General features: G+C 72.2%; 11 protein-coding genes. 6 read left to right on the plus strand and 5 right to left on the minus strand.

Going from position 1 to position 15,126, the window contains the following annotated elements; translation table 11 throughout:
- Window positions 1-155 precede the first annotated feature (155 nt).
- From ACRYR2_RS01985 to ACRYR2_RS02000, 4 genes are all read left to right on the plus strand, one after another.
- Entirely contained in the window at window positions 156-542 is a 387-nt protein-coding gene (locus ACRYR2_RS01985) for a phosphotriesterase family protein (RefSeq protein WP_432561147.1), read from the plus strand.
- Window positions 543-884: 342 nt separating this feature from the next.
- Window positions 885-2,108: a thiolase family protein gene (locus tag ACRYR2_RS01990; protein ID WP_432561148.1), complete on the plus strand. Its 1,224-nt coding sequence runs from the start codon at window positions 885-887 to the stop codon at window positions 2,106-2,108.
- Window positions 2,108-4,168 (plus strand): 3-hydroxyacyl-CoA dehydrogenase NAD-binding domain-containing protein, encoded by a 2,061-nt coding sequence (locus ACRYR2_RS01995; protein ID WP_432561149.1) that lies wholly within the window; start codon window positions 2,108-2,110, stop codon window positions 4,166-4,168. Before ACRYR2_RS01990 ends, ACRYR2_RS01995 begins: the two co-directional genes overlap by 1 nt.
- 241 nt (window positions 4,169-4,409) lie before the next feature.
- On the plus strand, window positions 4,410-6,353 hold the full coding sequence (locus ACRYR2_RS02000) for a methyl-accepting chemotaxis protein (RefSeq protein WP_432561150.1): 1,944 nt from the start codon (window positions 4,410-4,412) through the stop codon (window positions 6,351-6,353).
- A gap of 182 nt (window positions 6,354-6,535) precedes the next feature.
- Here the strand turns inward: ACRYR2_RS02000 and ACRYR2_RS02005 are convergent, their stop codons facing one another.
- The 3 genes from ACRYR2_RS02005 to ACRYR2_RS02015 all read right to left on the minus strand — a co-directional run bounded on the left by ACRYR2_RS02005 (window position 6,536) and on the right by ACRYR2_RS02015 (window position 7,769).
- Window positions 6,536-6,901: a PIN domain-containing protein gene (locus ACRYR2_RS02005; protein WP_432561151.1), complete on the minus strand. Its 366-nt coding sequence runs from the start codon at window positions 6,899-6,901 to the stop codon at window positions 6,536-6,538.
- A 47-nt stretch (window positions 6,902-6,948) separates the two neighbouring features.
- The gene (locus ACRYR2_RS02010; protein ID WP_432561152.1) at window positions 6,949-7,209 is read right to left on the minus strand and encodes a type II toxin-antitoxin system VapB family antitoxin; all 261 of its coding nucleotides are present in this window, start codon (window positions 7,207-7,209) and stop codon (window positions 6,949-6,951) included.
- A gap of 173 nt (window positions 7,210-7,382) precedes the next feature.
- A complete protein-coding gene (locus ACRYR2_RS02015) occupies window positions 7,383-7,769 on the minus strand; it encodes a RidA family protein (RefSeq protein WP_432561367.1) in 387 nt (128 codons plus the stop codon).
- 259 nt (window positions 7,770-8,028) lie between these two features.
- Between ACRYR2_RS02015 and ACRYR2_RS02020 the strand changes: the two genes are divergently transcribed.
- Window positions 8,029-8,469 carry a DUF4279 domain-containing protein gene (locus tag ACRYR2_RS02020; protein WP_432561368.1) on the plus strand — a complete coding sequence of 147 codons (441 nt, stop codon included), beginning with the start codon at window positions 8,029-8,031 and terminating at the stop codon, window positions 8,467-8,469.
- Between the two features lie 1,116 nt (window positions 8,470-9,585).
- On the opposite strand, the gene ACRYR2_RS02025 is transcribed toward ACRYR2_RS02020, so the two are convergent.
- On the minus strand, window positions 9,586-10,746 hold the full coding sequence (locus tag ACRYR2_RS02025; RefSeq protein WP_432561153.1) for an acyl-CoA dehydrogenase family protein: 1,161 nt from the start codon (window positions 10,744-10,746) through the stop codon (window positions 9,586-9,588).
- Window positions 10,743-12,251, minus strand: coding sequence for a long-chain-fatty-acid--CoA ligase (locus tag ACRYR2_RS02030; RefSeq protein WP_432561154.1), 1,509 nt, complete (start codon window positions 12,249-12,251; stop codon window positions 10,743-10,745). The genes ACRYR2_RS02025 and ACRYR2_RS02030 overlap by 4 nt, the downstream gene beginning before the upstream one ends.
- 170 nt (window positions 12,252-12,421) lie before the next feature.
- Between ACRYR2_RS02030 and valS the strand changes: the two genes are divergently transcribed.
- Window positions 12,422-15,058 (plus strand): valine--tRNA ligase, encoded by a 2,637-nt coding sequence (gene valS, locus ACRYR2_RS02035; protein ID WP_432561155.1) that lies wholly within the window; start codon window positions 12,422-12,424, stop codon window positions 15,056-15,058.
- Window positions 15,059-15,126: the final 68 nt, after the last annotated feature.

Here is a 15,126-nt window from a genome sequence, read left to right on the forward strand (position 1 = left end):
CCCCCACACGCCCAGCACCCCCGCAGCAAAACCCCCCCCCGCCCCCCCCCCCCCCCCCCCCCCCCCCCCCCCCCCCCCCCCCCCCCCCCCCCCCCCCCCCCCCCCCCCCCCCCCCCGGGGCGCTCGTCGGCTCGCACACCACCAACGGGGACGTCGTGCTGGAGCAGATCGACCTCGCCGTGGCCGAGGGGCTGGCACCGGACCGCTTCCTGTCGATCCACACGCAGACCATCACCGACCCCGCGCTGCGGCAGGCGATCGTCGACCGCGGCGCGTGGATCGAGTTCGACGACGTCGGGCAGGGCGACGACGCGCCGACGCTGGGGCTGGTGCTCGACAGCCTCGAGGCGGGACAGGCCGGCCGCCTCCTGCTGTCCCACGACGCGGGGTGGTTCGACCCCGCCCTGCCGGGCGGTGGGACCCCCCGGCCGTTCACGGACCTGACCGGCTCGTTCCTGCCGGCACTGCGGGCGGCGGGTGTCGACGCGGACGTCGTCGACGACCTGTGCGTCCGCAACCCGTTCCGCGCCTTCGCGCGGTAGTCACCGCCGTCCGTCGGGATCGTCAGCGATCTCGCACCCATCAAGCGTGACCGCGAGATCGTCACGGCTGCGGCTGGTGAGTTCGGTGAGCGGGCCGGGACGAACGCCGACCACGCGTGCGTTGCGGCCTGCTTCGGGGTGCCGGTTCCGGGGAGCGCATCCTGCTGCGGCCGACCGCGGCGCAGGGCAGACCACGCGGAGCCGGAGTGGACCAGCCGAGACGGGACAGCCTCGACGCGCACCGTCCGGGCGGCCGGGCCGCAACTAGGCGGAACTCGCAGTACCGCCTACCTCTCCCGGCGCGTACGGTGGTCGCGTACGCACCGCTGACGAGGAGGTCTCGTGGTCCACACCCCCGCGCCCGGGCGGAGCGTCGTCTTCGCCGACGGCGTCCGCACCCCCTTCGGCAAGGCCCGCCCCGACGGGCTGCACGCCCACACCCGCGCCGACGACCTGGTCGTGGCCTGCCTGCGGGAACTGCTGCGGCGCAACCCGTCGCTGCCGCCCGAACGGGTCGAGGAGGTGGCCATCGCCGCCGCCACCCAGACCGGTGACCAGGGGCTGGTCCTGGGCCGCAGCTCCGCCCTGCTGGCGGGACTGCCGGTGACGACACCCGGGTACGCGATCGACCGCTGGTGCGCGGGGGCGATGACGGCCGTCACGACCACGGCCGCCTCCATCGCCGTCGGTGCGATCGACGTCGCCCTGGCCGGCGGGGTCGAGCACATGGGCCACCACCCGCTGGGCCAGGGTCTGGACCCCAACCCCCGGTTCCTGCTCGAGCGCATCGTCTCCCCCGACGCCCTGGACATGGGCAGGACCGCCGAGGCGCTGCACGACCGCTTCCCGCACCTGACGAAGGAACGCGCCGACGCGTTCGCGGTCGCCAGCCAGGAGAAGTTCGCCAAGGCCGTCGCGAACGGGCAGATCGAGGCCGACCTGGTGCCCGTCGCCTCGCCCGATCCCGACCGCGGCTGGGGTCTGGCCACCGCCGACGAACTCGCCCGGCCCGGGACGACGATGCAGGCTCTGGCGACCCTGCGCACCCCCTTCCGCCCGTACGGCCGGGTGACCGCCGGCAACGCCTCCCCGCTCACCGACGGCGCGACGGCGTGCCTCCTGGCCGACGAGGGCACCGCCGTCGACCTCGGCCTGACCCCGCGCATGCGGCTGGTGGGTTTCGCGTTCGCCGGCGTCGAACCGGAGGTCATGGGACTGGGGCCGGTCCCCTCCACCGAGAAGGTGCTGGCCCGCACCGGGTTGACCATCGACGAGATCGGCCTGTTCGAACTCAACGAGGCCTTCGCCGTGCAGGTCCTCAGCTTCCTGGACCACTTCGGCATCGCCGACGACGACCCGCGGGTCAACCCCTACGGCGGCGCCATCGCCATCGGGCACCCGCTCGCCTCCTCCGGAGTGCGGCTGATGACCCAGCTGGCCCGGCAGTTCGCCGAGCACCCCGAGGTCCGGTACGGGCTGACGGCGATGTGCGTGGGGCTGGGACAGGGTGGTTCGGTCGTCTGGGAGAACCCGTCCTGGGCTGGTTCCGGGGAAGGGGCCAGCTGATGCCCGTGCACGTCCGGGTCGTCGACCTCCCCGCCCGCGGTGCGGGGCGGTTGGCCCTGCTGACCCTCGACTCCGGAAACTCCCGCAAGCCCTTCGTCCTGGGGCCGGACGGGCTGGGAGAACTCGCCGCGGCCCTGGACGCAGCCGAACGGCACGTGGCGGCCGGCGAGGTCGTGGCCGTCGGGGTCACGGGGGCGAACCACGTCTTCTGCGCGGGAGCTGACCTGAAGTCGGTGGCGCGCACCCCCTCGCGCGAGCACGCCGTGGCACTGGGTGAACTCGGCCACCGCGTGCTCGAGCGGTTCGCGACCCTGGGCGTCCCGACGTTCGCGTACGTCAACGGCCTGGCCCTGGGCGGCGGACTGGAGACGGCGCTGCACTGCACCTACCGGACGGTGTCGACGTCGGTGCGCGGCCTCGGTCTACCCGAGGCCCACCTCGGGCTGGTGCCCGGATGGGGTGGGACGTACCTGCTGCCGCGCATCGCCGGTCCCCGGACGGCGGTGACCATCGCGGTCGAGAACGCGCTGGCGAACAACAGGACCCTCACCGGGCCGCAGGCCCTGGCGGCCGGGATCGTCGACGTCGCGTTCGAACCGGCCGACTTCCTCCTGCAGTCCCTGCGCTGGAGCGTTTCGGTGCTCCGCCGGGAGACCGTCGTGGACCGTCCCGAACCCGCCGACGCCGCGACCTGGGAGGCCGCGATCGCCCACGGCCGCGCCGTCGCCGACACGCGGGTGCACGGCGCCGCGCCCGCGCCGTACCGGACGCTGGAGCTGCTGGCCGCGGCTCGCACCGCCGACCGGGACGAGCACTTCCGCGCCGAGGAGCAGGCGCTCGGGGACCTCGGGGTCTCCGGTGAACTGCAGGCCGGGTTGTACGCGTTCGACCTCGTGCAGCGCTACGCGCGCACACCGGCGGGGGCGCCCGAGGCCGCACCGCGCGCAGTCACCTCGGTCGGCATCGTCGGCGCGGGGCTGATGGCCTCGCAACTGGCCCTGCTGTTCCTGCACCGCCTGCAGGTTCCCGTCGTGCTGACCGACGTGTCGGCCGAGCGCGTGGAACGGGGTGTCGAGTTCGTCCGCCAGGGGGTGCGCGACCTGCTGACCAAGGGCCGCATCACGTCCGACACCGCCAACCGGCTCACCGCGTCGGTGTCGGGGTCGGTCGGGAAGTCCGCGCTGGCCGAGGCCGACTTCGTCCTCGAGGCGGTGTTCGAGGAACTGTCCGTCAAGCAGGACGTGCTGCGCGAACTCGAGCCCCTGGTGCGCGAGGACGCCGTCCTGGCCACCAACACCAGTTCGCTGTCGGTCACCGAGATGGCCTCGGTGCTGAAGAACCCCGAACGGTTCGTGGGGTTCCACTTCTTCAACCCCGTCGCGGTGCTGCCGCTGGTGGAGGTCGTCCGCACCGGCGACACCGACGACGTCACGCTCGCCACGGCGTTCGCCGTCGGGAAGCAGTTGAAGAAGACGTGCGTGCTCGTCCGCGACGCACCCGGGTTCGTGGTGAACCGGATCTCGACGCGCATGTTCGACGAGGTCCTGCGGGCGCTGGACGCGGGAACCCCGCTGCTGGACGTGGAGCACAGCCTCGATCCGCTGGGGCTGCCCATGACGCCGTTCCGGTTGGCGCACTTCGTCGGGCCGGCCGTCATGCTGCACGTCCACGAGACCCTCGCCGCGGTCTTCCCCGACCGCTACCGCGTCTCGCAGAACCTGCGGCGCTGGGTCGCGGCCGGTGGTCCGGAACTGGTCACCGCCAAGGGACCGGTGTCCGCGACCGGTGCGGCCGACGGGCTGTTCGAGGTCGGGACCACCCCGCTGGGCCGGGACGAGGTGCTGCACCGGGTGCAGGACGCCCTGGCCGACGAGGTCCGCCGCGTGCTCGACGAGGGAGTCGTCGCCAGCCCCGAGGACGTCGACGTCTGCCTCGTCCTGGGCACCGGGCACCCGTTGTTCACGGGCGGGATCACGCCCTACCTCGACCGGGTCGGGGCCAGCGAGCGGGTCACCGGTCGCCTCTTCCACGACAGGATCCCGTCCACCCCGGGTGCTTGAGCTCCCCGCCGCCCACCGGGCACGGTGCACCGCCGACGCGACCGGTGTGCTCGCCGGGCAGGGACGGGACCACCGCGGCGGCGCCCCGGGCAGGGGCGTCGCCGCCGGTCACGACGGCGGTGCGCTGGGTCGGGGGTCGCCGGATCACTGACCCGGCCCCACAAGTCAAGGACCGAAGGTCGGCGGCCGAGGGATCCTCCGGTGCCCCTCGTGCGAGGGGCCGACACGGAGGGGCAGGAACGTGCGCAGCATCAGGAGCCGGCTCGTCGCGAGCACGCTGGCGATGGTGGTGACCACGCTGACGCTGCTGATCGTCGTGGTCACCGTCAGGAGCGACTCCTTCGGCGAGGAGCAGGCGACGCAGTACACGTCGCAACTGGCGCAGACCAACGCCGCGCAGGTCCAGCAGGAACTCGCCGGATCGGTCCGCACGGTCACCGACATCGCCGGGAGCCTGGCCACGCTGCACCAGCAGGGCGTCCTCACGCGGGCCGCGGCCACCGAACTGGTCCACCAGGCCCTCCTCGCCCACCCGGAGTTCGTCGGCATGGGCACCGGCTGGGAGGCGAACGCGTTCGACGGCCGCGACGCCGAGTTCGCGGGCAGCGCCGGGAGCGACGCCAGCGGCCGGTTCATCCCCTACTGGTACCGCAGCGGCAACGACACCGCGGTGGCACCGCTCACCGACCTGGACGACCCGGCCAAGAGCGCCTGGTACTGGACCCCGAAGCAGACCGGCGAGGTCTACTTCACCGAGCCCTACACCTACGAGGTCGACGGTCAGGAGGTCCTCATGGCCACCGCCGCCGCCCCGATCACCGTCGACGGGGCGTTCCTCGGGGTCCTGACGGCCGACCTGTCCCTGGCGAGCCTGACCGGTGCGATGGCGGACATCAAGCCCTACGGCACGGGCTACGCCACGCTGCTGACCGATGCCGGCACCTACGTCACCCACCCCGACGCCGACCTGCTGGGCCAGGCCGCCACCGGGACGGCGAAGGAACTGACCACGGTCGTCGCGACGTCCGGTACGACGACCGTCCGCGCAGGGGACGAGACGCTCACCGCCGTGTCCCCCGTGCGCGTGGACGCCGATCAGACGTGGACGCTCCTCGTCAGCGCCCCGCGGTCCTCCGCCCTGGCGGCCAGCCACTCGCTGCGCACGACCACCCTGCTCCTGGGCCTGCTCGCGGTCCTGGTGGCCGGTGCGGTCACCTGGGTCATCGGCACCGGCATCGGCCGGCCGGTCCAGCGGCTGCGGGACAGCCTGGCCGACATCGCCGACGGCGACGGCGACCTCACCAAGCGGGTCGACGAATCCCGCCGTGACGAGCTCGGCGCCCTGGGCGCGGCCTTCAACCGCTTCGCCGAGACCATCGCCGGCACGGTGCGCGAGGTGTCCGCGGAGGCCGACCAGCTGAACGCCGCCGCGGTCCGGTTGGACGAGACCAGCCGGCGACTGGGCGGGAACGTGCAGGAGACCGCCCACCGCTCCGGCGTGGTCGCCGACCAGGCCGACGCCGCCAGCGGCGAGGTCACCGGCATCGCCGAGGCCGCCGAGCAGCTGGGCACGGCCATCTCCGAGATCGCCCGCGGAACGCACGAAACGTCCCGCATCGCCGCCGAGGCCGTCGACGTCGCCCGCTCGACCGAGCAGGCCATCACGACCCTGTCGTCGAGTTCGGAGGAGATCAGCGAGATCGTCGCCGCCATCACCTCCATCGCCCAGCAGACGAACCTGCTGGCGCTCAACGCGACCATCGAGGCCGCCCGCGCCGGCGACGCCGGCAAGGGTTTCGCCGTCGTCGCCGGTGAGGTGAAGGAACTTAGCCTGGCCACCGCCCGGGCGACCGAGGACATCGAGCGGAAGATCGTCGGGCTGCAGGAGAACGTCCAGCAGGCGTCGTCCTCGGTGGCGCACATCGGGACGGTCGTCGACCGGCTCGACGAGATCCAGGCCACGGTGGCCGCGGCCGTCGAGGAGCAGTCGGCGCTGACGGGCGACCTCGCCGGCGGTGTGGCCCGCGCGGCCTCAGCCACCCGCACGATCGCCGGCACCATCGGCGAGGTCGCCGCGGTCGCCGACCGGACGACGGGCAACGCGACCGAGACCGACGCCTGCGCCCGTCAGGTGGCCGACACCGCCGACCACGTCCGGGCCCTCATGGGCCGCTTCAGGGTCTGACCCGTCCCTCTCCGTCGCTCCAGGGTTCGACCCCGGTGGTCGAGGTTCGCGGTTCCTCGTGTGATGTCTCAGGACATCGGTGACAGTCCCGGGGCCGATCAGGTGTCGGCCGCCCACGACAGCGCACACAACGCGGGACGACCGTGACGTCGGCCTGGTCGGTCGGTGGTCGCCCCTCGAGGTCACGCAGTGGGTGTGGTCCGGGGGACGACGCGTTCTTGCTGCAGGGAGCTGACACGGGCGATCAACTCGAAGTCCTTGTCCAGGTGCAGGAGCGTCAACCCGTGCTCGATGGCTGTGGCGGCCAGCAGCAGGTCCACCGGTCCCGGTGCGCGGTGCCAGCCTCGGTGGGTGAGGCGTTCCTGCAGCTGTTGCGCGCGGCCGCTGGTCTCAGCACTGACCTCGATGACGGTCATCGCCTCGGTGATGTCAGTGATGACCTCGCGGTAGTCCTGAGGGGAACGGGCGGAGAATCCGATCTCCAGCACGCTCGGTCGAGCGATGCTCAGCAAGTCCTCACGGAGGAGGTCGTTCAGCCGGGCGGCCACAACGGGTTGGTGCCAGCGGGCGTGGGCGGACTTGTCGAGCAGGAAGCTCACGCAGCGCCGTGCCCTCGATCGTCGGTCGGCGGCCCTTCGACATCCTCACCAGTGGCCTTGGGGTGCTCTCGGAGGAGGGGGGCGAAGTAACCGTTCTCGGCGCGGGCGATGAGGCGTTCGGCGGCGGCGCGGCGGCGTTCTCGGTGCAGGGTGGCGCGCAGGGCGGCTTCGACGGTGTCCCGCTTGGTGGTGGTTCCGGTGATGGCGGCTACCTGGGCGAGCAGGTCGTCATCGATGTCGATGTGGGTCTTGCTCACGGTGGGCCTCCTTCGCGTGTACACGCCGAGAGTAACTGATGTACATGGGAGCGGCCATGACTGCGGCGGTGGTCACGAGCTGAGGGTGGGGCCAGTCGAGACGCACTCGACAACGTGCTGGCCAGCGGGGATGACCGCGACGTGCGCCCGCAGCGTGGGCCAGCGGTGGGCGCTCAGTCGATCACGGCGGCGACTGCTTCGACCTCCACGAGCTGGTGGTCGTAGCCGAGGACGGTGACGCCCACCAAGGTGCTGGGCACGTCGTGCTCACCGAAGGCGTCACGCACGACCTTCCAGGCGCTGACCAGGTCGGCCTGACGGGTGGAGGCGACGAGCACCCGGGTGCTGATGACGTCGTCCAGGGTGGCGCCGGCCGCCTCCAGCGCGGTACGCAGGTTCCGGACGCACACGGCCGCCTGTCCGGCATGGTCACCGATGGCGGCGGTGGAGCCGTCGACGTCCAGGGGACAGGAGCCGGCCAGGAAGATGAGGCGGGCCTCGGCTGGAGCAGTGGCGGCGCAGGCGTACTCGGCCGCTTTGGAAAGCTGGGTGGAACGGATGAGGTCACAGCGGACGGCATCGGCATCTCCAGGGTGAGGGACACGACGACGTCACCCTGCCGCTCGTGGTGGGTGGACGCGTCGGACGACTGGCCACGTGATCATCCGACTCACGTCTTGCTCCTTGCCTGTGCCCGGCAGCGTTCGGGGTGGTCGACGTCTCGGATCGCGGGATGACCGTGCGTTCCGCGCGAGCAGCGGGATGGCCGGGTGCAGAGCTGACGCCGACCGGTCCTGCGAGGCTGGTGGGGTGAGGACCATGGTCACGTTCCGACTCATCGGAGAGTCCGGTGGCTCGGCCTTGGCGGTCACCGCCCGTTTGGGCATCGAGCCCACCTGCTCCGCGGAAGCCGGCGAGCCCGTGGGCCGGGGTCGCAGCGGCCACGTGCACGAGCAGTCGTACTGGTCGTTGCAGAGCGGTCCGTCTCCTGAGGCGGTGGGGCTGGCCGAGTCCTTGCAGCGGGTGCTGGATCAGGTCGAGCCCTTCGCGCCGCTGTTGTGGGAGCTGGCCGGGCAGGGGTACTGGGCCAACTGGTTCTGCTATGTCGGCAGCCACACCACCGAGCACGCCGTCGAGCTGGACCGGGCGGTCCTCGGTCGATTGCTCACCCTGCCGGGGGAGCTGTGGCTGGACGTCCACGACGACGATGACGAAGACATCGAGGTGAGCGGTCCACTCTGGCCGCGGCGGACGCGGTGAGGCCGTCGACGACGCGCGACGACGGTCGTGATCGAGCGCGGCTCGCGGGATGACCGCGTGATGCCCGCTTGCCGTCGGCGCTTGGGCTGGGGTTGGTCGTCGTTGCCAGTTCCGGTCGGCGGGGGCGGCAGGGACCTTGGAGGTGCGCTGGCTGTTCATGGCGGTGTGCGCCATCCGCAGAGGTGGCAGCAGGAGTAGCGTCACGGGCACCTGTTCTCCCGCTGGAGGTGGTGCAACGTGATCGCTGGTGTTGTCGTCCTGATCGTGACGATGGTGCTGACGCACTTCGCGTCGGTGCGGATCGAGCGTCACGAACGCCGTAGCGGCGCCCGCTCGACGCCGTGGGTCGGAGGATGGGGCAGCTGAGCGTGGACCGCCGGTGGCCGGGGCTTCTCCGGCCTGAGCAGCGTCTGCGAGTCGTCGTACCCGTTCGCGAGAGGTACCTGTAGGGGCCGCTCGGCTGGGCAGGAGAGCACCGTTGCGCCACGGTGTCCCGAAAGCTGGCTGAGTCGGGCGATGGCGTCCACGACGACGAGGTGACTGCGCGGACAGCGGGGTGGCCGGGCGTTTGACGGGCTGCGCTGAGACGTGGTGAAGCCGGGAATGCGGTTGTGCGGCGACGGCTTATAGAGGGTGGTCGATCCGCTGCATGTCCCCGGGCCTCACCTTCAGCCGCTTCGAGCGGCCTCTCGCCGAGAGGCGACTGCCGGATCGATTACCACGTCACGGCCGCTGGGCTACTGAGCTCAGCGGCCGTCGTGCGTGCCGGGCAGGTCAGTGCCGCGCTGAACTCGGCATGTCCGTGACGTCCGTGACCGTGCGGTCGGGGCGGCGCGGGTGAGCCGCTGACGGCTCCGGTGGTGCTGCTCGCCCTGGCCGTGTCCGCCCGCCGGCCGCGCACTCATCCCGGGCGCGTCGCCTGGTGCAGGGCTGAGGTCCGCGTGCTGTGCGGTGGCCGGCGGAGCGCAGCAGGGCGGGCCGGGGACCGGGAGGTGTCACACCACGACGGCTGGAGGCGTCACCGGTGTCCTGAGGCGGAACTGTCACCGGTGTCCTGCGGCACGACAGTTCGCGGTTCCTCGATCACCGGGTCGAATCCTCGATCACGGGGTGGGGTCAGGTGAACGAGGAGATTCCCGTGAGGTGCCGGCCGACGATGAGCGTCTGGATCGACTCGGTCCCCTCGTAGGTGTGCAGCGCCTCCACGTCGGCCATGTGCCGGGCCACCCGGTGCTCCAGCAGGATGCCGTTGCCGCCCAGCAGGTCCCGCGCCATCGCGGTGACGGCTCGGGCCTTGCGGGTGGCGTTGACCTTGGCCAGCGAGGCCTGGGTGTCGGTGAGCCGGCCGGCGTCGGCCAGCTTGCCGAGGCGCAGGCAGAACAACTGCATGGCGGTGACCTCGGCCAGCATCTGCACGAGCTTGTCCTGCACCAGCTGGAAGCTCGCCAGCGGCTGGCCGAACTGCGTGCGTTCCAGCGCGTACGCCAGCGCCGTCTCGTAGGCGGCGGTGGCGTGACCGAGGGCACCCCAGGCGATGCCGGCGCGGGTGGCCGACAGCACCCGGCCGGTGTCGCGGAAGCTGCGGGCTCCCGGCAGCTTGTTCGCGGCCGGGACACGCACGCCGTCCAGCACGATGTCGGCGTTGTGGATGGCGCGCAGCGAGGCCTTGCCCTCGATGAGGGTCGCTCGGAAACCCGGGGTGCCGCGCTCGACGAGGAACCCCTGCACCGCACCGTCCTCCCCGCGCGCCCACACCACGCACACGTCGCAGACCGTGCCGAAACCGATCCAGCGCTTGGCCCCGTCCAGGACGTACCCGTCGCCCTCCCGCCGGGCCGTCGTGGCCAGGGCCACGGCGTCGGAGCCGTGGTCGGGTTCGGTGAGCGCGAACGCGCCGAGCACCTCCAGCCGGGCCATCGGCGGCAGCCAGCGTTCCTTCTGCTCGGCCGAACCGCAGAACGCGATGGAGCGCATCGCCAGTCCCGCCTGCACGCCCAGCATGGTCGCGAAGCTGCCGTCGCCGCGGGACAGCTCCATCGTCACCAGCCCCGCCGCGGTGTGGCTCAGCCGCGGAACTCCCGGCTCGTCCAGGCCGTCGCCCACGAGGTTCAGCTGCCCGTACTCCTTCAGCAGATCCAGCGGCTGCTCGGCGCGCTCCCAGAACCCGCCGGCCACCGGGACCACCTTCTCGTCGACGAAGGCGCGCACGGTCTCCCAGGTCCTGCGCTCGTCGTCAGTGAGGTCGGCCGTGATCTCGTAGTAGTCGACGCCGGTCATGCCTGGGTCTCCTCCGCTCGGGCGGGTGGGTGGATCTCGCGCTTGAGGATCTTGCCGGTGGGTCCCTTGGGCAGTTCGGTCACGATCCAGACCCGCCGCGGGTACTTGTAGGCGGCGAGCCGGTCCTTGACGTGCCGCTGGAGTTCCTCGGGGGTGGCCGAGGACCCCTCCCGCAGCACCACCGCGGCGCCGACCTCCTCGCCCACCAGCGGGTCGGGGAACCCGACGACGGCGGCCTGCTCGACGGCGGGGTGCTCGTAGAGGACCTCCTCGACCTCGCGCGGGTACACGTTGAAACCCGCGCGGTCGATCATGTCCTTGGCCCGGTCGACGATCGTGTAGTAGCCGTCGGCGTCCCTCGTCGCCAGGTCACCGGTGCGGAACCACCCGTCGGTGATCGCCTGGGCGGTGGCGGTCTCGTTGCGCCAGTACCCCTTCATGACGTTCTCGCCGCGGATGACGATCTCCCCCACGCCGTCGGTCACGCGAGCGCCGTCGGCGCCGCGCAGGTCCATCTCGCAGCCGCGCACGGGCGTGCCGATCGTGCCGGCCCTGCGCACGGCGCCGGGGTGGTTGAAGGAGGCCACCGGCGAGGTCTCGCTGAGCCCGTACCCCTCCAGGACGCTGACCCCGAAGCGCTCCTCGAAACCCCGCAGCACCTCCACCGGCAGCGACGCCCCACCGGAGACGCAGGACCGCCAGGACGACAGGTCGAACCCGGTCGCGGTCGGTTCGTGCAGCATCGCCACGTACATCGTCGGCACGCCCGCGAAGTGCGTCACGCGGTCGCGTTCGACCACGGCGAGCGCCGCGGCGGCCGTGAAGCGCGGCAGCAGGCTGAGGGTGCGGCCGGCGACGACGGCGGTGTTCATGGCGCAGGTCTGGCCGAAGGCGTGGAACAGCGGCAGGGCGCCGAGGACGGTGTCCCCCTCGCCCAGCTGGACGAGGCACTCCTGGGTGGTGACGGCGTTGCTGAACAGGTTGTGGTGGGTGAGTTCGGCGCCCTTGGGGGCTCCGGTGGTGCCGGAGGTGTAGAGCAGGACGGCGGTCTCCCCGGGTGCGGGGTCGTGGACCGCGGGCTCCGGCTCGTGGCCGGCCAGGAGGGCCTGCGTCGCCGCGGGCTCGACCACCACGACGCGGGCCCCGGTGCCCACGGCGCCGGCGTGGGAGGCGTCGGCGACGGTGTGCCAGGCCAGGACGAGGACGGCGCCGGAGTCGGTGAGGTGGTGGCTCACCTCCCGGCCGCGCAGCAGCGGGTTCATCGGGACGACGACCGCCCCGGCGCGCAGGGCGCCGTGGTAGAGGACGGGGAACTCCAGGACGTTGGGGAGCACCAGGGCGACGCGGTCCCCCGGCCGGACGCCGTCGGCGCGCAGCCAGGCCGCGACGCGGGCGGTGGCGTCGTCGAAGCCCCGCCAGGTCAGGACGTGCTCGTCGAGGCGGACCGCGACGTCGTCGGGGCGCGTGCGGGCGTGCTCGGACAGGACTCGCGCGAAGCTGGACACCGGGTGCTCCCTGCAGACGTCGTCGGCCGCGTGGTCCGGCGAGTCTCACACACGGACCGCCCGTTCTGCAGCCGGTCGGCGAGACCTTCCGGGCCCCGGTCCGGCGACCCTCGCGCGCGCTGGACCGCCGGGTGTGACGGCAGCGGGAGGACCTGCGGGATGATGGGGGCATGTCCGACGCCACCACCCCCTCGGCTCCCGCGCCCGCACCGCAGTTCCGCGCCACCAACGCGCCCGGCGTCGAGGTACCCGACCGTCCCACGGTGGACGGTCTGGAGGAGCGCTGGGCCCCGCACTGGCAGGAGGCCGGCACCTACGCCTTCGACCGCACCGCGCAGCGCGCCGACGTCTACTCCATCGACACCCCGCCGCCCACCGTGTCGGGATCGCTGCACGTCGGGCACGTCTTCAGCTACACGCACACCGACGTCGTGGCCCGCTTCCAGCGCATGCGCGGCAAGTCCGTCTTCTACCCGATGGGCTGGGACGACAACGGCCTGCCGACCGAGCGCCGCGTGCAGAACTACTACGGCGTGCGCTGCGACCCGACGCTGCCGTACGACCCGTCCTTCGCGCCGCCGGAGAAGGCGCCGAAGAACGACCGCGACTTCGTGCAGATCTCGCGGCGCAACTTCGTCGAGCTGTGCGACCGGCTGACCGCCGAGGACGAGCAGGTCTTCGAGTCGCTGTGGCGCCGGCTGGGCCTGTCGGTGGACTGGTCGCACACCTACTCGACGATCTCGGCGACGTCGCGGGCCACGGCCCAGCGCGCGTTCCTGCGCAACCTCGCCCGCGGCGAGGCGTACACGGCCGAGGCGCCGACGCTGTGGGACACCACGTTCCGCACGGCCGTCGCGCAGGCCGAGCTGGAGGACAAGGACACCGAGGGCGCCTACCACCGCATCGGCTTCGCCCCGACCGCCGGCGGGGAGCCGGTGTTCATCGAGACGACCCGCCCGGTGCTGCTGCCCGCGTGCGTGGCGCTGGTGGCCCACCCCGACGACGAGCGGTACCAGCCGCTGTTCGGGCAGACGGTGCGCACGCCGCTGTTCGGTGTCGAGGTGCCCGTCGTGGCGCACAAGCTGGCCGATCCCGAGAAGGGCTCGGGCATCGCGATGATCTGCACCTTCGGCGACACCACCGACATCACCTGGTGGCGTGAGCTGCAGCTGCCCAACCGCGCCGTCATCGGCCGCGACGGCCGGCTGCTGCGCGAGACCCCCGAGTGGTTGACGGGCGAGGGCGCGGACTTCTACGCGACCATCGCCGGGACGACGGTGTTCAGCGCGCAGAAGGCGGTCGTCGAGGCCCTGCAGGCCTCCGGCGACATGGTCGGCGAGCCGAAGAAGATCACCCACCCGGTGAAGTTCTACGAGAAGGGCGACCGCCCGCTGGAGATCGTCTCCACCCGGCAGTGGTACCTGCGCAACGGGGGCCGCGACACCGACCTGCGCTCGGCGCTGCTGGCCCGCGGCGGGGAACTGGCCTGGCACCCCGAGCACATGAAGCACCGCTACGACCACTGGGTCTCCGGGCTCAACGGCGACTGGCTGATCTCCCGCCAGCGGTTCTTCGGGGTGCCGTTCCCGGTCTGGTACCCGCTGGACGCCGACGGTGAACCCGTCTACGACTCCCCGATCGTTCCCGACGAGTCGGCGCTGCCGGTCGACCCGGCCGCCGAGGCCGCGCCCGGTTTCACCGAGGACCAGCGCGGGGTGCCGGGGGGTTTCGCCGCCGACCCCGACGTCATGGACACCTGGGCGACGTCGTCGCTGACCCCGCTGCTGGTGAGCGGCTGGGAACGCGACGAGGACCTGTTCTCCCGCGTGTACCCGATGGACCTGCGCCCGCAGGGCCAGGACATCATCCGGACCTGGCTGTTCTCCACGGTCGTGCGCTCGCACCTGGAGTTCGACGGTCTGCCGTGGGCGCGGACGGCGCTGTCGGGCTGGATCCTCGACCCGGACCGCAAGAAGATGTCGAAGTCCAAGGGCAACGTGGTCACGCCGCTGGCGCTGCTGGAGGAGTTCGGTTCCGACGCGGTCCGCTACTGGGCGGCGTCCTCGCGGCTGGGCACCGACGCCACGTTCGACACCGGTCAGATGAAGATCGGCCGCCGACTGGCGATGAAGCTGCTGAACGCCTCGAAGTTCGTGCTGGGCCTGGGGGTGGCGCGCGGTGACGCCGCCGACCCGGCGAAGGTGACCGAGCCGATCGACGCGAGCGTGCTGGCGGGGTTGTCGGTCGTCGTGCGGCAGGCGACCGAGGCGTTCGAGCGCTACGACCACGCCACGGCCCTGGACGTCACGGAGAAGTTCTTCTGGAACTTCTGCGACGACTGGGTCGAACTGGTCAAGGACCGCGCGTACGGGTCGCGTGGCACCGCGGCCGCCGAGTCCGCGCAGGCGACCGCGGCGATCGCGCTGCGGACACTGCTGCGCCTGTTCGCGCCGTTCCTGCCGTACGCGGCCGAGGAGGTCTGGTCGTGGTGGCAGGACGGGTCGGTGCACACCGCCCCCTGGCCCGTGGCCGCCGACCTGGGGACCGTCGACCCGGAGGCCGCCGACGTGCTCGCCGCTGCGGGGCAGGCGCTCTCGGCGCTGCGCAAGGTCAAGAGCGAGGCGAAGGTCTCGCAGAAGACCCCGTTGAGCGCGGCGACGGTGTTCGGCCCGGCCGGCCTCGTGGAGGCCGGCCGCCGCGCCGAGGGCGACGTCCTGGCCGCCTCGCGCGCCGCCTCGATCGAGTGGCAGGTGGCCGAGGGCGCCGAAACGCTGACGGCGAAGGCGGAGATCGCCCCGGTCGAGTAGCCACTCCCCACGATCAAGGAGTCAGCCCCGGTGATCAAGGATTCACGAATCCTCGATCACCGGGGCTG

The sequence above is a fragment of the Kineococcus deserti genome (assembly GCF_050871945.1).
Classification (GTDB): Bacteria; Actinomycetota; Actinomycetes; order Actinomycetales; family Kineococcaceae; genus Kineococcus.